Annotated in this window: 16 protein-coding genes; 3 read left to right on the plus strand and 13 right to left on the minus strand. The window is 74.6% G+C overall.

Annotation, left to right across the window (positions count from 1 at the left end):
* Positions 1-3: 3 nt before the first annotated feature.
* Positions 4-1206 carry a DUF1501 domain-containing protein gene (locus tag MKK64_RS25920; protein WP_147843549.1) on the plus strand — a complete coding sequence of 401 codons (1203 nt, stop codon included), beginning with the start codon at positions 4-6 and terminating at the stop codon, positions 1204-1206.
* Here the strand turns inward: MKK64_RS25920 and MKK64_RS25925 are convergent.
* The 5 genes from MKK64_RS25925 to MKK64_RS25945 all read right to left on the minus strand — a co-directional run bounded on the left by MKK64_RS25925 (position 1134) and on the right by MKK64_RS25945 (position 7281).
* Positions 1134-2444 carry an allantoate amidohydrolase gene (locus tag MKK64_RS25925; protein ID WP_243938500.1) on the minus strand — a complete coding sequence of 437 codons (1311 nt, stop codon included), beginning with the start codon at positions 2442-2444 and terminating at the stop codon, positions 1134-1136. The two genes, MKK64_RS25920 and MKK64_RS25925, sit on opposite strands and share 73 nt — an antisense overlap.
* 3 nt (positions 2445-2447) lie before the next feature.
* Positions 2448-3707 carry a Zn-dependent hydrolase gene (locus MKK64_RS25930; protein ID WP_243938502.1) on the minus strand — a complete coding sequence of 420 codons (1260 nt, stop codon included), beginning with the start codon at positions 3705-3707 and terminating at the stop codon, positions 2448-2450.
* A 138-nt stretch (positions 3708-3845) separates the two neighbouring features.
* Entirely contained in the window at positions 3846-4307 is a 462-nt protein-coding gene (locus MKK64_RS25935) for a tellurite resistance TerB family protein (RefSeq protein WP_147859830.1), read from the minus strand.
* A gap of 217 nt (positions 4308-4524) precedes the next feature.
* Entirely contained in the window at positions 4525-5667 is a 1143-nt protein-coding gene (locus tag MKK64_RS25940) for a carboxylate-amine ligase (RefSeq protein WP_243938504.1), read from the minus strand.
* A gap of 54 nt (positions 5668-5721) precedes the next feature.
* Entirely contained in the window at positions 5722-7281 is a 1560-nt protein-coding gene (locus MKK64_RS25945) for a CYTH and CHAD domain-containing protein (protein ID WP_147859828.1), read from the minus strand.
* Between the two features lie 424 nt (positions 7282-7705).
* On the opposite strand from MKK64_RS25945, the gene MKK64_RS25950 reads away from it, so the two are divergent.
* A complete protein-coding gene (locus MKK64_RS25950) occupies positions 7706-9595 on the plus strand; it encodes a SelB C-terminal domain-containing protein (RefSeq protein ID WP_243938506.1) in 1890 nt (629 codons plus the stop codon).
* A 21-nt stretch (positions 9596-9616) separates the two neighbouring features.
* Here the strand turns inward: MKK64_RS25950 and MKK64_RS25955 are convergent, their stop codons facing one another.
* The 8 genes from MKK64_RS25955 to MKK64_RS25990 all read right to left on the minus strand — a co-directional run bounded on the left by MKK64_RS25955 (position 9617) and on the right by MKK64_RS25990 (position 16666).
* Positions 9617-10915, minus strand: a complete 1299-nt coding sequence (locus tag MKK64_RS25955) for an MSMEG_0569 family flavin-dependent oxidoreductase (RefSeq protein ID WP_243938507.1) — start codon at positions 10913-10915, stop codon at positions 9617-9619.
* 72 nt (positions 10916-10987) lie between these two features.
* Positions 10988-11266 (minus strand): MSMEG_0570 family nitrogen starvation response protein, encoded by a 279-nt coding sequence (locus MKK64_RS25960; RefSeq protein ID WP_147729117.1) that lies wholly within the window; start codon positions 11264-11266, stop codon positions 10988-10990.
* Positions 11259-12437, minus strand: a complete 1179-nt coding sequence (locus MKK64_RS25965) for an MSMEG_0565 family glycosyltransferase (protein WP_243938509.1) — start codon at positions 12435-12437, stop codon at positions 11259-11261. The genes MKK64_RS25960 and MKK64_RS25965 overlap by 8 nt, the downstream gene beginning before the upstream one ends.
* Before the next feature lie 4 nt (positions 12438-12441).
* Positions 12442-13440 carry a sll0787 family AIR synthase-like protein gene (locus MKK64_RS25970; protein ID WP_243938511.1) on the minus strand — a complete coding sequence of 333 codons (999 nt, stop codon included), beginning with the start codon at positions 13438-13440 and terminating at the stop codon, positions 12442-12444.
* Complete coding sequence (locus MKK64_RS25975; protein WP_243938513.1) at positions 13437-13994, minus strand: MSMEG_0567/Sll0786 family nitrogen starvation N-acetyltransferase; 558 nt, start codon at positions 13992-13994, stop codon at positions 13437-13439. The genes MKK64_RS25970 and MKK64_RS25975 overlap by 4 nt, the downstream gene beginning before the upstream one ends.
* A gap of 1 nt (position 13995) precedes the next feature.
* Positions 13996-15150 carry an MSMEG_0568 family radical SAM protein gene (locus MKK64_RS25980; protein WP_243938531.1) on the minus strand — a complete coding sequence of 385 codons (1155 nt, stop codon included), beginning with the start codon at positions 15148-15150 and terminating at the stop codon, positions 13996-13998.
* Positions 15035-16141 carry a Nit6803 family nitrilase gene (locus tag MKK64_RS25985; RefSeq protein WP_243938515.1) on the minus strand — a complete coding sequence of 369 codons (1107 nt, stop codon included), beginning with the start codon at positions 16139-16141 and terminating at the stop codon, positions 15035-15037. The genes MKK64_RS25980 and MKK64_RS25985 overlap by 116 nt, the downstream gene beginning before the upstream one ends.
* 42 nt (positions 16142-16183) lie before the next feature.
* The gene (locus MKK64_RS25990; RefSeq protein WP_147729031.1) at positions 16184-16666 is read right to left on the minus strand and encodes an MSMEG_0572/Sll0783 family nitrogen starvation response protein; all 483 of its coding nucleotides are present in this window, start codon (positions 16664-16666) and stop codon (positions 16184-16186) included.
* 367 nt (positions 16667-17033) lie between these two features.
* On the opposite strand from MKK64_RS25990, the gene MKK64_RS25995 reads away from it, so the two are divergent.
* Entirely contained in the window at positions 17034-18485 is a 1452-nt protein-coding gene (locus tag MKK64_RS25995; protein ID WP_243938517.1) for a PLP-dependent aminotransferase family protein, read from the plus strand.
* The last annotated feature ends 120 nt before the right edge of the window (positions 18486-18605 follow it).

The raw sequence follows: 18605 nt of genomic DNA on the forward strand, positions 1-18605 counted from the left end.
CCCATGGACCCGCGCGACCCGCACCGCCGCGCGCTGATCCGAGCCTCCCTCGCGCTCGGCCTGTCCACCGTCGCCGGCCGGGTCTGGGCCGCGCCGAAGGCGGATGCGCGCCTGCTCGTGGTGTTCCTGCGCGGCGCCTACGACGCGGCCAACGTCGTGATCCCGACGGGCAGCGACTTCTACTACCGCGCCCGGCCGACCCTCGCGGTCGCCCGGCCGGATGCGGCCGACCCGGCGGCGGCGCTGGCGCTCGACGCCGACTGGAGCCTCCACCCGAGCTTGCGCGACACGATCCTGCCGCTCTACGCCCGGGGGCAGGCCGCCTTCGTGCCGTTCGCCGGCACCGACGACCTCACGCGCAGCCATTTCGAGACCCAGGACACGATCGAGCTCGGGCAGACGGTCGGCGCCTCCCGCGACTACAATTCGGGCTTCATGGCCCGGCTCGCCGCGGAGCTGACGCGGACGCGCCCGATCGCCTTCACCGAGCAGATCCCGCTGATCTTCCGCGGCACCGAGACGGTGCCCAACATCGCGATCAACGAGGTCGCCAAGCCCGGGATCGACGCGCGCCAGGCTGGGCTGATCACGGCGATGTACCGCGACACCCCGCTGGCCGCTTCGGTGGCCGAGGGGTTCCGCGTGCGCGACGCGGTCTACCAGTCGGTCTCGGAGCATCAGGCCGAGGCCGACCGCGGCGCCGTCTCGCCGAAGGGCTTCGCGCGCTCGGCCCGGCGCATCGGCCGGCTGATGCGCGAGTCGTTCAACCTCGGCTTCGTCGACGTCGGCGGCTGGGACACGCACGTGAACCAGGGCGCCGCCACCGGCTACCTCGCCGACCGGATCGGCGAGCTCGGCCGCGGGCTGGCCGGCTTCGTCGAGGAGGTCGGCCCCGCCTGGAACGACACGGTGGTGGTCGTGCTCTCCGAGTTCGGCCGCACCTTCCGCGAGAACGGCAACCGCGGCACCGATCACGGGCACGGCAGCGTCTACTGGGTGCTGGGCGGTGCCGTGCGCGGCGGCCGCATCGCCGGGCCGCAGGTGCGGGCCGACGAGGCGCACCTGTTCCAGAACCGCGACCATCCCGTGCTCACCGACTACCGCAGCCTGCTCGCCGGGCTGCTGCGACGCCTCTACGGGCTCGATCCGGCGAGCCTCCGGCGGGTCTTCGCGGATGCGGCGCCGGCCGACCTCGGGCTGGTCTGATCGGCCGACCGCTCCCGTGACGCGAGGAACCCGCGCACCGTCCCGAGCAGCACCCGGGTCCCGGCCTCGATGTCGGGCAGGCTGGCGAACTCGGCCGGGTTGTGGCTGATGCCGCCGCGGCAGCGCACGAACACCATGGCGATCGGCGCGATCGCCGCCACCGCCATGCCGTCGTGGCCGGCCCCGCTCGGCAGCGCCAGGACGGGATGGCCCTCGGCGACGATCGCCGCCTCGACCAGGGCCGTCATCCCGGGGTCGCAGGGGACGGCTTCCGCCTCGTGCAGGAGGGCGATGCCGAAGCCGAGCCGGCGCCGGAGCGCGATGCGCTTGCAGGCGAGGTCGATGTCGGCGAGCGCGGCGTGCCGTTGCGCGTCGTCGGGCGCCCGCAGGTCCAGGCTGAACTTGGCCTGGCCCGGGATGGTGTTGACCGCCCCCGGCAGCGCCTGGATGCGCCCGACCGTGCCGACGAGGTGCTCCTCGCCGCGGCAGCGCGCCTCGATCGCCAGGATGCATTCGGCGGCGCCCGCGAGCGCGTCGCGGCGCTCGGTCATCGCGACGGTGCCGGCGTGCCCCGCCTCCCCCGACAGCGTGATCTCCAGGCGGCTCGCCCCGCTGATCGCGGTGACGAGGCCGACCGGCAGGCCCTCGCGCTCCAGCATCGGCCCCTGCTCGATGTGGAGCTCGACGTAGCCGAGGATCTGATCCGGCGTGCGGGCGGCGGTCGGGACGGCCTTCGGGTCGAGGCCGTATTCGCGCATCGCGGCGGCCAGCGTCGTGCCGGCGGCATCGAGGGTGCGCAGCGCCGCCGGGTCGAGATGGCCGGCGAACGCCCGGCTGCCGGTCAGCGTCGCGGCGAAGCGCACGCCCTCCTCGTCGGCGAAGCCCACCACCTCGATCGCGACCGGCGGCGGTCCTTCGCGCAGCACGGCCTCGACGCAGCTGATGGCGGCGACGACGCCGAGCGGCCCGTCGTAGCGGCCGGCGTTGCGCACGGTGTCGAGGTGCGAGCCGATCACCAGGGCCGGCCCGCCGGGCTCGCGGCCCTCGACGCGGCCGATCAGGTTGCCGACGGCGTCGCGGCGCACCTGCAACCCGGCCTCGCCCATCCAGCCGGCGACCAGGGCCTCGGCCCACGCCTGCTCGGGGGTGAGGTAGAGGCGGGTGATCGCGCCGGGCTCGGCGCTGATCTGGGCCAGCGCGTCGAGCCGCTGCTGGATGCGGGGGGCGAAGGCGTCCACGGATCAGGCCTTCGGCGCGTTGGCGAGCGTCAGCACCGTCTGCAGCAGCACGTCGGCGCCGGCGGCGCAGTCGGACGGGGTCGCCGATTCCGACTCGTTGTGGCTGACGCCGTCCTTGCACGGCACGAAGATCATCGCGGTCGGGACGCGGGCCGCGAGGTTGCAGGCGTCGTGCCCGGCGCCCGAGACCATGCGGCGGCGGCTCAGGCCAAGCCCCTCGGCGGCGGCATCGACCGCCGCGATCACGCCCGCGTCGAACGGCACCGGCTCCTTGCGCCAGATCCGCGCGAGGTCGATGGCGAGCTTGCGCCGGTCCGCGATCGCGGGAAGGCTCGCGCGCAGCTCCGCCTCGATCGCGTCGAGGACCTCCGGCTTCGGGTCGCGCACGTCGAGGGTGAAGCGCACCAGCCCCGGCACCACGTTGCGGGAGGGCGCGCCGATCACGGCCTCGCCGATGGTGGCGACGGCGGTGGGCGCGTGCGCCAGCGCGATCCGCTCGACCGCGAGCGCGACCTCCGCGAGCCCAAGCAGCGCATCGCGGCGGCGCGGCATCGGCGTGGTGCCGGCATGCGCCTCGAAGCCGGTGATCGTGCCGTCGAACCAGGCGATGCCCTGCCCGCCCTCGACCACGCCGATGGTCCGGCCCTCGGCTTCCAGGATCGGGCCCTGCTCGATGTGCAGCTCGACGAAGGCGCCGATCTTCCGGTCGCCCACGGTGTCGGTCCCGCGGTAGCCGATCGCGTCGAGCGCCGCGCCGACGCTGATGCCGGCCGCGTCGGTCTTCTCCAGGATCTCGTCGGTGGTGAAATCGCCGGCGTAAGCCGCCGACGCCATCATCGCGGGGGCGAAGCGCGAGCCCTCCTCGTTGGTCCAGTTGACCAGCAGAAGCGGCGCCTCGGTCTCGATGCCGGCGTCGTTCAGGGCGCGCATCGCCTCCAGCCCGGCCAGCACCCCGAGGATGCCGTCGAACTTGCCGCCGGTCGGCTGGGTGTCGAGATGCGAGCCGAAGGCCACCGGCGGGCGCGCCGCGTCGCGCCCGGGCCGCAGGGCGTACTGGGTGCCGAGGGCGTCGACCCGCACATCGAGCCCCGCCGCCGTGCAGGCGTCCCGGAACCAGTCGCGGACCGCGCCGTCCTCGGGCGACAGGGTGAGGCGGTTCAGGCCGCCGGCCGGCGTCGCACCGAACCGCGCCGTCTCCTGGATCGTCTCCCACAGGCGCGAGCCGTCGATGCGCAGGTTGTGGGTCTTTGCCGTGCCGGCCATCCTGGCCTCCGTCGTGGCGTGTGTGTCTCGTGTCACGATGCCGACGTGACGGCCCGGCGGCCGGCAAGGATCGTGCCCGGCCAGGTTCCGCAGGCCCGCCCAGCCCCCCGCAGGCGCGTCAGGCCCCGCAGGCGCGGCTCACGGCGCCGGGCGGCGCACCGGCGAGGCGCCGAGCAGCGCGTTCCCGTCGACGCCGAGCGCGGCGGCGATCTCGGCCAGCGCCACCGCCTCGATGCCGCTGATCCCGTCCTGGTCGGCGACGTCGGCCGCGATCAGGAAGACGTTTTCGCGCTGCGCCTGCGGCCGGTCGGCGAGCGCGGCGGCGTGGCGCAGGTTCTCGGCCCGGCCCGCCCGCGTCCGGGCGCGGGCGATCCCGTCGTAGAGCTCGGCCTCCAGCATCAGGGTGTCGTAGCCCTTCTCGAGGATCGGGTTGGCCCTGAGGCCGGCCAGCGCCGTCTCGAACTCGGTGCCGGCCACCTCCCCGTCGGCGACGATGACGTTGGCGGCGGCCGAGACCGCCGCCAGCATCAGCGCCTTGTCGCCGGCATAGGCGGTCACCGCCTGGGTCAGGCGGCCGAAGATGTCTTTCAGGATGCTCATGGGAACCGGGTCGTTGAGGGGCGCCGATGCGTCGGGGGAGATAACAGAACCCGGGCGGTCCGTGTTGCGCCGATGCCCCCGCGGCGAACGGACATGGTTGGGAAATACGCGGGCGCGATGATGGCCCGTCGTCCGGCCTCTCGGTCCGGATGCCGGCCGACCGTCGGGCCGGGCGTGCCTACCCCCAACGGGCGCGCCCGGCCCGCATGGTCCGGCCTCATCGGGGCTTCGGCGACGCGGTCTCGTCGGCCAGGGCGTCGACCACCGCTCCGAGGCTCGCGCGGTCCGACGATCCGGCCGCGCGCGCCGCCGCGTACGCGGCGAGCTGCCGGTCGGCCCCCGTGCCGTGCCGGACGATGGTGCGGGCGCGCTCGCAGGCGGCCCGACAATCGAGGGCGTCGGCATCCTCCGCGAGGCGCGCGAGCAGCCCCTCGACGATCTCGGCCATCGGCACCGCCCGCTCCCGCGTGGCGTCGATCAGCTCGGCCCGCACCCCGTCGCGCTCGGCCCGCCACAGGTTCTCCATCGCGAAGCCGCGCGCCGCCCCGGTGAGGCCGGCATTCACGCTGGGATCGCGGTCGAGCAGGCGCACGAGGCAGCGGAACAGGGCGGCGATGCAGAGCCCGTCCTCGACCTCGGAGCAGCTGTCGGCGATGCGCAGTTCCAGCGTCGGGTACTTCACCGACGCGCGCAGGTGCCACCACAGGAAGCTCGCATCCGCGATCGCGCCCGAGGCGGTCATCACCCGGACGTAGCGGTCGTAGTCGGCGGCGTCCGCGAACAGCTCCGGCAGGCCGGTGCGCGGCAGCTCGGCATAGGCCCTGAGCCGGTAGCCGGCGAGCCCGGTCCGCTGCCCCTCCCAGAACGGCGAGGAGACCGAGAGCGCGAGCAGGATCGGCAGGAACGGCATCAGCCGGTTCTGCAGGTCGAGGCGCGCGTCGGGACGCGGCACCTCGACGTGGACGTGGAGCCCGCAGACCACCGAGCGCCGCCCGACGATCTGCAGGTCGTCGATGATCCCGCGGTAGCGCTCGGCCGGCGTCGTCGATTGGCGCCGCCACGTCGCGGCCGGGTGGGTGCCGGCGGCGAAGACGCGCAACCCGTGCTCCCGCCCGATCGTCGCGAGGTCGGCCCGCATCGCGATCAGGCGCGCGCGCGTCTCCGCGATGCTGTCGGAGGGCGGGGTGCAGGTCTCGACTTGGCTCTCCAGCATCTCCCGCTCGGCCGATTCCATCCGCGCCTGGACGGCGGCATGGAAGGCCCTCACCCGGCCGCGAGACGTCTTGCGGGGGGTGTTGCGGGTCTCGGCGTCGGCGAGGAAGAACTCCTCCTCCATGCCGAACCTGTAGACGTGAGCCATGCCGCCTCCCCCCGCGCCGTCCGCGAGGGGTCTACGCGCCGACGGGCGCCCGGTTCAGCGCCAGAACGGCTTGAGGTCGGCCAGCGTGCCGTGGGCCTCGGCCGCGCCCGCGAGCAGCTCGTCCGCCTGCGCCTCCGAATCGGCGGTGGCGAGGCCCGCCGCGAACAGCGCCTGGCCGTCGAGCGCGTCCGAGGCGGGCCCGGACGCATCGGCGAGTCCGGCCATCACCGCATGCGCGGTGGCGAGGTCGTTGAGGCCGCCGAGGTGGTCCTGCAGGTCGGAGAGGGCGGCGGCGAACGCCTTGTGGCGCCGCCGCGCCTTCCGGCCGCCATAGAGGCCGGCGAAGAACTCGGCGCCGTAGCGCAGCTTCTTGCCGGCGATGCGGACGCGATGACGCGCCTCGGGATCGAGCCGCTCGATGTGGCGGCCGCGCTTGGCGATCCGCCGGCGCAGGCGCTCCAGCACCTCCGTGGCGAGGTCGCGTGCGGGCGCGTCGCGGAGCTTGCCCACGCCCTCCCGCCACGGGCCGGCCTCGATCCAGGCCAGGAGGTCGAGGAGCAGGCTGCGCCATTCGGGCGAGGTCAGGATCGCGCCGACGGCGTCGTGCGCCCGGTCGCGCTCGGTCTCCAGGCGCTCGCGCAGGCCGGCGAGCCCCGGCTCGTCCGGGCGCCGGGCGATCTCGTCGGGCAGGGTGGTCTCGAGGAAGACGTCGAGGTTGCGCGCCCGGCCGAACGGCTCGGTGACGCGCTTGATCTCGTCGCCGAGCGTGGCCGCCCGGGCGTCGCCCGCCAGCATCGGCCTGAACAGCCACAGCGCGGTGCGCAGCCGCCGCAGCGCCACCCGCATCTGGTGCAGCGCCTCCGGGTCGCGGGCGTGGCCCCAGACGTCCTCGTTGAGGCGCAGGTGCCGCAGGCACCCGAGCGCGATGTGGCGGAAGGCCTCGCCGCCGGTCGCGTCCTTCGGCAACGGCGCCATGTCGGACTTGCTCGGCCGCGCGGCCTTGCCGTCGCGCAGCGCGAACCCGCGGGCGCTCTTCGACAGCACGCCGATCCGCAGCGGCACCGTCTCGGCGAGCGCCTGGGCCAGCGCGAACAGGTCGGCCGGATCGCCGGATTCGAGCTCCAGCTCGAGCTCGCACAGCGGGGCATCGCCCCGGTCGGTCTCGACCCGGCCCTCGTCGAGGGTCGCCGCGATCCGCGAGGCGCCGTAGGTCACGGGCCGGACCGAGCGCATCACCACGGTGCGGAACTGGGCCGCCAGGTCCGGCGCCTCGGCCTTCGCGAGGAGATCGGCCACCGGCGTGTCGGCGAAGGCCGCCGGCTCCGGCGCCTCGCCGGCGACCGGGCTCTCCCATTCCGCCCGGTCGAACAGCCCGGCCGCGCCGGAGCCCGCCTTGACGGTCTGCACGAAGGCCTCGCCCGTCCGGCGCACCCGCAAGGTCAGGTCGGCCTCGCGGAGCGCGCCGTCGGCGGTGTCGAAATAGGTCGCCGCGAGGAGCTTCGGCTCGGATGCGGCCCCGTCGGCCTGCCCCTGCAGCAGCGGATGGGCACCGAGTGCGGCGAGGTCTGGGCCCGTGCATTCCAGCTTCAGCTCGATCTCCCGCGGCGTGTCCATGAAGCGTTCGTCCGTCCGTTCCGGGCCGCAGCCCCTGTCACCGCGAGAACGCATCGGAGCCACCTCCGATCCGTCCGGATCGCCTGCCGTGTAGCACGCGCAGGGCGGCGGTGGCGCCCTCGGCCGCATCCGCAAAGTTTGCCCTTTGCGCGACCGACGCTTCGTGCAAAAGCTTGGCGCAAGAGCGTGTTGTGCACAATCGACCCGACCGTCTCGCGGGTCCCGCCGCATCCGGGCGGGGCCTCGGCTCGATGCCGAGCCGGCGGTCGCGTCGCGGATTGGGCTGCGCGTCGTCCTCGTTCACGGGAACGGTGCGCGTGTTCGGTGCGTCTCCCGGCCATGCCCCCGAACGACCGCCATCCGGGGCGGGCGCGCGGCGGCGACGGTTCGGAGGCACGCCCGGTCGGGACGGTGACGATAAGCGATGAAGACACTCCTCGTCGGCGTGATCGGACATGTCGATCACGGCAAGACCGCGCTGGTGCGGGCGCTCACCGGCATCGAGACCGACCGGCTGAAGGAAGAGAAGGCCCGCGGCGTCTCGATCGTGCCGGGCTTCGCCCTCCTCGCGCCCGAGGGACGCGACGGGGAGATCGACCTCGTCGACCTGCCCGGCCACGAGCGCTTCGTCCGCGCGATGATCTCGGGCGCCACCGGCATGGGGGCGGTGCTGCTGGCGGTCGACGCCAACGAGGGCATCAAGCCCCAGACGATCGAGCACCTGGAGATCGCCCGGCTGATCGGCGTCCGCCGCGGCGTCGTCGCGCTCACGAAATCCGACCTCGTCGCGCCCGACGCCCTCGCCGAGCGGGCGGCCGAGGTCGCGGCGGTGGCCGCGCGGGCGGGCCTCGAGGCGCCTGCCGTCGTCGCGACCTCGACGCTGACCGGCGCCGGCCTTCCCGCCCTGTCCGAGGCGCTGGCGGCCCTCCTCGACGCGAGCCCGCCGCGGGCCGACGACGGCTTCCCCTACCTGCCGGTCGACCGGGTGTTCTCGCGGGCCGGCTTCGGCACGGTGGTCACCGGCACGCTCCGGCGCGGGCGCCTTTCCGTCGGCGACGCGGTCGCGATCGTGCCGGGCGGGCCGACGGCGACGGTGCGCGGGCTGCAGATCCACGGCCGCGCCGTCGCGACGGCCGAGCCCGGCCGCCGGACGGCGGTGGCCCTGCGCGGCGTCGGCCTGTCCGACCTGAGCCGGGGGCAGGCGCTCGCGCAGCCGGACCTCCTGGTGCCGTCGCGCTGGCTCGACGTGTCGCTCACCGCGAGCCCGGGCGGCGATCCGCTCCCCGGCGGCACGGCCCTGCGCCTGCTGTTCGGCACCAGCGAGGTCGCGGCCCGCCTGCGCCTCCTCGATCGCGACGCGCTGGAGCCCGGCGCGACGGCGCCGGCGCAGCTCCATCTCGACGCGGCGGTCACCGTGCCGGCGCGCGAGCCGTTCATCCTGCGCCGCGACTCGCCGGCGATCACGGTGGCCGGCGGCCGGGTGCTAGATCCCGACAGCCGCCGCCGCAAGCGTCACGACCCGCGCGTGCTCGCCGACCTCGCCGGGCTCGCCGGCGGCGGGCCGGCCGAGGCGCTGGCGATCCGCCTCGCGCAGGCCGGCGCGGCCGGCGCCGGCCTGCGCGACCTCGCCCGCGTCAGCGGCACGGCGCCGGACCGGGTGCGGGCGCTGCTGCCGGCGCTCGGCGCCCGCGAGGTCGGCGAGCGCATCCTCGGCGGCCCGGCCTTCGCGAGCCTTCGCGACGCGATCCTGGCGGTGCTCGCCGGCCACCATCGCGACCAGCCGATGGAGCACGGGCTGCCGGCCGAGCGCATCGTCAAGGCGCTCGGCCTCGCCGAGCCGGTCGCCGCCGCGGCCCTGCGCGACCTCGTCGCCACCGGCGACGTCGCGCAAGGCGGCGCCCTCTTCCGCCGCGCGGCGTTCAACCCGGCCCGCAACGAGAGCGAGGTCGCCCGGCGCCTGGAAGCCGTGTTCCGCCAGGCCGGGCTCAACCCGCCCGACGAGGCGGAGGCGATCGGGCGCGACGTGCGCCGCCGCGAGGCGCTGACCTACCTCGTCGGCGCCGGCACGGTGATCCGCGCCGTCGACCGGGTGCAGCGCCGCGCCGTGCTGTTCCACAAGGCGGCGGTGGAGGAGGCCCGGGCCAAGCTCCGCACCGCCTTCCCCGGGGCGACCCAGCCCGAATCCGGCTTCCTCGCCCGCGAGGCGGGGGCGGCCTTGGGCATCTCGCGAAAATTCTCGATCCCGCTGCTCGAGCACCTCGACGCCACCGGCTTCACCCGCCGGGCCGGCGACCGGCGGGTGATCGTCGGGTAGGCCTTCGCGGAGGCCGCCGTCTCAGCTGGCGATCGGAAGCGGCTGCGCGGCGGCGGCTCCGGCGATCGCGTCGGCGAGGTAGGCGGTGTCCTGCGCGATGCCGGAGAAGCGCCCCGAGCCCCAGGTCCAGAGCCAGGGCATGCCGACGACGTAGAGCCCGTCCTGGGCGGTGACGCCGCGGCGGTGCACCGGCAGGCCGCGGCCGTCGAGGATGTCGGCCTCGACGAAGCCGAAATCGGCACGGAACCCCGTCGCCCAGATCACGCTGCGGATTCCGGCCGTCGCGAGGTCGAGCACGGGCTCGAACGGGCCGGGCTGCCAGACGGGGGCGTAGTGCGCCTCCTCCGGGGCCGCGATGCCGGCTGCCGCGATGTGCCGGTCGATGGCGGCCTGGATGCCGACATGGACCGCGTCCGCCCCGTCGAGGTTCTTCGCAAGATCGTCGGCGAAGGCGAGGCGGGGGCCGTCGATGCCCGTCAGCCGCCCGTGCAGGCGCATGCCTTCCAGGGCGAAGCGGCGCAGGTCGATGTCGCGCCCGCCGTCGCGGCCGGTGAGGTAGTGGTTGGCCTTGCGCCGGACCTCGTCCTTCAGCGGATGCTTCTCGACCGTGAGGTCGTACTGGCCCATCTCGGCGAGCCAGTCGACGGCGTCGCGCCCGCGGTAGACCCGCGGGCAGCGCGGCGCCGAACCGGTGACGAGATGCACCGTCCGGCCGGCCAGGTGCAGGTCCTCCGCGATCTGGCAGCCGGACTGGCCGGAGCCGACGACGAGCACCGCCCCGTCCGGCATCTGCGCCGGGTTGCGGTAGGCCGAGGAGTGGACCTGCCGCACCTCCGCCGGCAGGCCCGCGGCCATCGCCGGGATCGCCGGCAGGTGGTAGCCGCTGATCGCCAGCACCACCGCGTCGGCGGTGTGGACCCCCTCCCCCGTGGCGACGGCGAATCCCCCCTCGGGCCGCGGGCGGATCGCCGCGACGCCGACGCCCTCGCGCAGGGGCGCCGCGATGTGGCGGGCATAGGCCTCGATGTAGCCGACGATTTCCTCCCGCCGCATGAAGCCGTGCGGGTCCCGGCCGTCATGGGGCGGCCCGTCGTAGGGGAAGTCCGGCAACCGGCACTGCCAGTTCGGGGTGACGAGGCAGAAGCTGTCCCAGCGCTGGGTCCGCCAAGTGTGCGCGATGCGGTTCTTCTCGAAGACCACGTGGCGGATGTCGCGGTTGGCGAGCTGCCGGCTCATCGCGAGCCCGGCCTGGCCGCCGCCGACGACGATCACGGGCCAGTGCGCGGGCGAATGGGTGTCCGGCTCGGGCTGGCGGCTCATGGCGCGTCTCCTGGTCTCTGGCGAAGGCCCGCCCGCGTGCGGGCGGAGCGAACGGTCATCCCTCGCGAACGGTCATTCCTCGAAGGCCTCGACGTGGACGGTGCCCGGCGCCTGCCGGCGCGCGCCCTCCTCGATCCGGGCGAGCTGCGCGAGCGCCCGGCCGCAGGGGAAGCCGTAGCGCTCGCGCACCCGTTCGCTCGCGATCCCGAGCGCGGTGCGGCTCAGCGCGACGAACTCAGCCAGCGGATAGTCCTGGCCGACCGCGAGGTGGTCCTTGATCACCAGGGAGGGCGAGTAGCAGGCCTCGCGGGCGCCGTCGGGCCAGCGGATGTGGAAGCGCATCTCAGGCATGGGACGTCTCCAAGCGCCGGCGCGCGCAGGCGGCGTAGGCCGGCAGGTGCCGCTCGGCGCAGAGCCGCCAGGGATGGGTCTTGGCGATCGCGAGCCCGGCCGGGATCAGGCGCGCCCGGACCTCCGGGTCGAGGGCGGCCTTCATCGCGCGGGCGATCGAGGCGGCGTCGTCGGGATCGACGAACAGGGCGTCGCGGGGCCCGAGATACTCGGTGAACGGCGCGCAGTCGGAGACGATCGCCGGGGTGCCGCTCGCCATCGCCTCGAGCACGCAGAGGCCGAACCCCTCGCTCAGCGACGGGAACACCAGGGCGTCGGCGCGGCGGTAGAGGGCCGGCATGACGGCCTGCGCCACCGGCCCGGTCTCGACCACCGCCTGCCCGGGCCCGACGGCGAGACCCGCCCGCGCCAGCGCGTCCCGGCAGCGGGCCCGGTAATCCGCGTGGTCGAGGAGCGAGGCGCCGCCCGCCACCACGAGCTGCGCCTCCGGGTGCGAGGCCCGGAACGCGGCGAACGCCGCGACGATGCCCAGCGTGTTCTTGCGCGCCTCGAAGCCGCCGACGGCGAGCAGCACCGGACCGGTCCCGAGGCCGAAGCGCGCCGCGACCGCCGCGTCGTCGTCGGCCGGCTCGGGTGCGTAGGCGTCGGTGTCGATCCCGTTGCCGACGATCGTCGCCTCGGCCCCGTAATCGCTCGCGAGCACGCCCTTCCAGCCGGCGCTGACGCAGAGCAGCGCCTGCGCGTCCAGGATCGCCCGGTCCTGCCACTGCGCGAGCTGCGGATCGCTGAACGCGTCGACGTGGTGGACGGTGCGGACGAAGCCCGGGATCAGGCGGCGGCGGGCCAGGGTCGCGAGCGCGTTGCCGCCGATGCCGCAATGGGCGTGGAACAGGTCGAAGTCGCAGGCCGCCGGCGTCGCGAAATGGCGGAGGTAGTCGGCGATCCGCGCCCGGACGAGCTCGACCGTCGTCCCGGCCGCGGGCTTGGCCGCGACCGAGACGGTGGGGCAGCGCGCGGGGCGGAAGAAGCCGCCGCCGGTGGGGTCGGGGGCGTGCACGCTGGCCTCGTGCCCGAGCCCGCACAGCGCTTCCGCCAGCGCCAGGGCATGCACCACGCCGCCGCGCGGGTTGGTCGAATGCGTCAGGATCGCGATGCGCAGCTGCCGCGGCATGGGTTCACGCTCCCTCGCCGCGGGTCGCGCCGCAGCCGATCAGCGGCGAGCTGCCGAAATCCCACACCACCGCCTCCTCCGTCCCGCGCGCCACCCGCGCGACCCGGCTCGCGTCGAGGCTGCCGATCGCGGCGGCCGCGATCCCGCGTTCGGTGAAGCGCCCGACGACCGCGGGCGCCTCGGCGGGGGCGGCCGCGACGAGGTAGCCGAAGCTCGGAAAGGCGGTGAGCCAGCGCTCCAGCGCGACGCCGTCGGGGATCGGGAGCCGGTCGAGGTCGATCCGGCCGCCGACGCCGGAGCATTCCATCAGCATCAGCGCGGTGCCGACGAGCCCGGCCATGCTGATGTCCTTGGCGGCCCGCGCCAGGCCGTCGGCCGCGAGCCCCGCCAGGATCGCGACGTCGCCGCGCAGGCGCTCCGGCGGCGCGCCGGTCGCGGCGTCCCAGTACGGATGGGGCTCGCGGAAGCGCCCGCGCAGGTCGATGCCGGCGATCAGCACGTCCCCCGGGGCGGCGTCGAAGCTGGTGAGCAGGCGCCGGCCGGCCCGGCCGAGGATCGCCACCGCGAGGTGCTCGGCGCCGTTGCGGGTGTTGGTGTGGCCGCCGACCACCGGCACGCCGTAGGCCTCGGCGCCGGCCCGCAGGCCCGCGAGCACCGGGTCGGCGTGGTCCTGGTCGCGGCTCCACAGGGCGTCGACCACCGCGACCGGCGTCCCGCCCATCGCCGCGATGTCGCTGACGTTGACCATCACGCCGCAGAATCCGGCGAAGTACGGGTCGGCGGCGACGAATCCGTCGAGGAAGCCCTCGATCGCCAGCAGGAGGTGCCCGTCGCCGTCGGGGATCGCGGCGCAGTCGTCCCCGGCCGGGACCGCGAGGCCGCGCGCGCCGAGCCGGCCGATCCCGAGCCTCCCGACGACCGCGTCGATGTCGCGCTTGTGCGCCAGCCCGCGGCTTTCGCGGACGGCGCGGGCGATGGCGTCGAGGCTGGGGGGCGCCGTCACGCGGCCGTCGCCGGCCGGCCGCGCGGCAGGGTGACGAGCCCGTGCTCGGGATCGTGCATCGGCGGGTAGTGGGCGAGGTCGGCCCGCATCAGCCGGTGCGGCCGGCCGTGCAGGTCGACCGCGCCGAGGTCGTCCCAGTGCAGGCCGGCGAACAGGGCGGCGTTGCCGGCCTGGACGTGGGCGAGGAAGCGCATGCAGCCGCGCGCATGGGCCGAGGACACCGCGACCCGGATCAGCCCGGCGCCGAGCGCCCCGACCCGGCGATGCCCGCGCTCGACGGCGAGCCGCGAGCCCCACCACTCGCCGGGCGTCTCCGGCGCCGCATGGATGCGGACGGTGCCGACGACCGCGTCCGGGTCGCCGCCGAGCGTCGACAGGGCGCAGATCGGGATCGCATGCGCGTCGAGCGCATCCGCGTCGCTCCCCGCGAAGAGGCCCTGCTCGGCGCAGAACACCGCGCGGCGCAGGCGCGCGCAGGCGCGCCGCTCCCAGGGGGCGGTGGCGAACTTCACCCGGAACAGGCTCGCGCGATACGGGGCGACCGGCTCGAACATCTCAAGGCCTCCGCTCGTAGGCGGAGAGCGCCGAGCAGGCGCCGCAGCGGCCGCAGCCGGCCTTGATGTCGGCCGAGCGGAGGTCGGCCCGCGCCAGCATCCCGGCCAGCGGCTTCAGGATCGCGTGCATGAAGTCGGGGGACGGGGCCGGGTGGCTTTCCAGCGGCGTGCCCGAGATCGGCACGAACGGCACCACGAACGGGTAGACCCCCAGCGCCACGAGCCGCTCGGCCATCCCGAGGATCGCCTCGGGCGCGTCGCCGAGGCCCGCGAGGATGTAGGTCGAGACCTGGCCCCGCCCGAACACCGGCACCGCGGCCGCGAAGGCCTCGAGATAGCGCTCCAGCGGGACGCTCGCCTTGCCGGGCATGATCCGGCTGCGGACCTCCGGCGTCACCGCCTCGAGGTGCATGCCCAGCGCGTCGATGCCCGAGGCCCGCATGCGGGAGAACCAGCGGTCGTCGTCGGGCGGCTCGCACTGCGCCTGGATCGGCAGGTCCACCGCGGCCTTCACCGCGAAGGCGCTCTCGCACAGGACCGCGGCGCCGCGGTCGGTGGCGTTCGGCGTGCCGGTGGTCATCACCATGTGCTTGACGCCGTCGAGCAGCACCGCGGCGCGGGCCACCTCGGCGAGCTGCTGCGGGCTCTTGTGCGCGACCGTGCGGCCGGCCGCCAGCGACTGGCCGATCGCGCAGAACTGGCAGGTCCTCGTGCGGCTCTGGTAGCGGATGCAGGTCTGCAGCACGGTGGTCGCGAGGACGTCGCGCCCGTGCAGCACCGCGATCTTGGAATACGGCACCCCGTCGAAGGTCTGGAGCGCGTAGAAGCGCGGCTTGTCCGGGAAGGTCACCCGCCCGACCACCGCGCCGTCGTGCTCGATCAGGCTGAACCCGTCCGGCCCCGGGCGCTGCACGAGGAAGGGCGATTCGAAGGCGGTGGCGGTGTGGACCGGCACCATCACCGTGCGGCCCGAGATCGTCATCGCCTTGTGGTCGGAGGGGCCGGCCCCGCCGCGCCGGCTCTGGACGCCGGGGCGGCTGTCAGCCAGCCGGACTCCGTAGGATTGCAGCGCGTTGATCAGCCGCTCGGTCGGAAGGCCGGGCGCCGCCGGGCCCGGAGCCGGGGAGGCCGGCGACGGGGCGGTCGAACCGGTCAGGAGCGGGCTGTCCATGGTCTGAACTCCGGGTCGTCGCGGGAAGGCGGTTCGTCGCGGGAGGCGTCGTCGTCACGGGAAGCGCCGGGCGCGCGTCGTGGTTGAGGCTGAGCAGCTCGGGCCGGGCGTAATGGCCGACCGAGTCCATCATCCGCTTGCGCTTGGTCACGAGCGCGAGGTCCATGTCGGCGATCACGAGCCCCTCGCCCGCGCGCAGGGGCTCGGCGAGCAGCCGCCCTTCCGGCGAGACGATCGCCGTGAAGCAGCCGCCGCGCATCGCGCCCCGCAAGCCCTCCTCCGGGCAGGCCTTGGCGATCTGGTCCTCGGAGAGCCATCCGGTGGCGTTGACCACGAAGCAGGCGGCTTCGAGCGCGTGGTGGCGGATGGTCACCTCCATCTGGTCGGCGAAGACCTGGCCGACCAGCGAGCCCGGGAACTGGGCCGCGTGGATCTCCTCGTGCTGGGCCATCAGGCAGTAGCGGGCGAGCGGGTTGTAGTGCTCCCAGCAGGCGAGCGCGCCGACGCGGCCGACGGCGGTGTCGACCACGGCGAGACCCGCCCCGTCGCCCTGCCCCCAGATCATGCGCTCGTGGTAGGTCGGCGTGATCTTGCGGCGCTTGAGCGCCAGGCTGCCGTCGGCGTCGAAGATCAACTGCGCGTTGTAGAGCGTGCCGTGGTCGCGCTCGTTGACGCCGAGCACGATCACCATGCCGTGGCGGCGGGCGGCGGCCGAGACCGCCTCGGTGACGGGGCCGGGCACCACGACCGCGTGCGCGTAGAGCCGCAGGTGCTCCGCCCCCTGCATCGCCGGCGGGCTGACGAAGGAGAAGTACGGGTAGTACGGCACGAAGGTCTCGGGGAAGACGACGAAGCGCGCCCCCTTCCCCGCCGCGTCCGCGACCGCGTTCAGCACGCGCTCCAGGGTGTTCTCGGGCCGGTCCAGGTCCGGCGCGATCTGGACCGCGGCGGCCCGGACGATGCGCGGCTCCGCCATTGTCCGCCTCCTCGCTCGTGATGGGTGCCGGCGGCCGGCCGCTCAGACGGTCCAGGTGTCGATGATCACGGCGTTGTCGCGCTTGTGCAGCAGCACGATGTCGAGGACGTCGGTCGGCGCGATCGGGCGGATGCCCTCGATCAGCGAGGGCTCGCCGTGGCCGTAGAGCGCCTGGAGCGCGAAGCGGCAGGCATAGACCTTGCCGCCCTCGGCGATGAACTTCGCGATCTGGTTGTTCATGTTGAGGTGGCCCGGGAACGCCTCGTCGCCGAGCGTCGGGAAGCCGCGCTGGATGCCCAGCGTCACGCCGGGGCCGTAGAGCAGCACCGAGGTGTCGAAGCCCTTGCGCTGGAGGCGCGTGGCCTGGAGCAGGTTCACGAAGCCGATCGAGCCCTCGAACGCGACGGTGTGGAAGGTCACCAGGGCCTTCTGCCCCGGCTCGGCCTTCACGTCCTCGAAGACCTTCTCCTCGTAATCGACGAAGTAATCGCCCTTCTTGTGCTTGTCGGTGCTGACGGCAGGCATCGGCCGCACTCCCTCTTGTGCATCGCGACCTGCGGCGGATCGAATGATCCCGGCCGCAGGTTCAATCGAGGGTGGCAATCCCCGTGCCAGCGGGACGCCGACGACGTGCCGTTTCGGCGCCCGGTGCGGGATGCGGTCAATCATGCGGTCAATGGTCGATGCGGCGCGATCGACGTCTGTTTGGAAACGGCGCCGAACGACGCGGCATCTGCCGATAAAATGGGCGCAATTATTGTGAATTCTCTGGCGAGTACTTGACCGGATTGACCGTATCGCTCGCGCGGTTCGCAGCGCTCGGGCGTGCGGCACGCCGATTGCTCCCGATCAATCGACGATTGACTGCATCCTGACCGGTCGGGAGGCGAACATGAGCCGCGCGACGCCGAAATCACGCGTCTCCGGGGCGCCCGCTCCGGGATCGCGCCCGGAATACGGCTGGTGCCCCGACCTGCGGCGCTTCGGCAAGCCGCACTACCTCGCTATCGTCGAGGCGATCGCCGAGGACGTCCGCACGGGAAAGCTCGCGGTCGCCGAGCGCCTGCCGCCGCAGCGGGTGCTCGCGGCCCGCCTCGCCCTGAACTTCACCACGGTGGCCCGCGGCTACGTGGAGGCGCAAGGCCGCGGCCTCGTCGAGTCGCGGGTCGGCCAGGGCACCTTCGTGTGCGATCCGGCGCGCAGCCTCCAGGCGCCCCGCCCGGCCCTGCCGCGCCGCCGCGGCGCGGTCGACTTCTCGATGAACCTGCCGCCCGAGCCCGACGACCCGCGGCTGCAGGCGCGGATGCGGGCCGGCGTCGCGGCGATCGCCGACGACCTGCCCAACCTCCTGCGCTACCAGGGCTTCGGCGGCACCGACGCCGACAAGGAGGCCGGCGGGCTCTGGCTCGCGCGGCGCGGGGTCGTCGCCGGCCACGACCGGCTCCTGCTCTGCCCCGGCGCGCACAGCGCCCTCGACGCGATCCTCGGCTCGGTGGCGCAGGCCGGCGACGTGCTCTGCACCGAGGCGCTGACCTATGCCGGCATCCGCTCGCTCGCGGCCCATCGCGGCCTGCGGCTCGTCGGCCTGCCGACGGACGCGGACGGGCTGGAGCCCGACGCCTTCGCGGCCGCCTGCACCCGGCTCGCGCCCAAGGCGCTCTACCTCAACCCGACGCTGCAGAACCCGACCACCCAGACGATCGGCCGGGGCCGGCGCGAGGCGATCCTCGCGGTGGCGCGCCGCTACGACGTGGCGATCGTCGAGGACGACGCCTACGGCTTCGTCTGCCCGGACCCGCCCCCGAGCTTCCAGCAGCTGGCCCCCGAGATCACCTACTACGTCGCCGGCCTCGCCAAGTGCCTCGGGGCCGGGCTGCGCCTCGCCTACTGCGTCGCGCCGAGCGCCCGCGCGACGCTGCCGCTGGCCTCGACCCTGCGCGCGGCGACCGTGATGGCCTCGCCGCTCACCACGGCGCTCGCCACGCGCTGGATCCTCGACGGCACCGGCGAGGCGGTGCTCGGCTTCGTCCGCACCGAGTCGCAGGCGCGCCAGGCCATCGCCGCCCGCCTGCTGCCGGGGGAGCTGGTCCGCTCTGATCCGAACGGCTTCCATCTCTGGATGCGGCTGCCCGAGGGCTGGACCCGCTCGGCCTTCGCCAGCCAGGGCCGCGCCGCCGGGCTCGGCGTCGTCGCGAGCGACGCCTTCTGCGCCGCGGGCCCCGCCCCCGAGGCGGTGCGGATCTGCCTCGGGGGCGTCGGCGCCCGCGCCGAGGTCGCCCAGGCGCTCGAGGTGCTGGCTCACGCGCTCGGGCGCGCGCCGACGCTCGCCTCCGCCTATATCTGAGCGCCTGCCCGACCCCGTCGCGAGCCGCCGGTGCGGCGTCGCGTGCCGGAACTCGCCGGCGCCTGCTGCCATTCCGCTCCTATCCCGAGGCCGCGCGACCCCGCGCGATGCCCTTCGCTC

The organism is Methylobacterium sp. E-025, from assembly GCF_022829705.1.
Classification (GTDB): domain Bacteria; phylum Pseudomonadota; class Alphaproteobacteria; order Rhizobiales; family Beijerinckiaceae; genus Methylobacterium.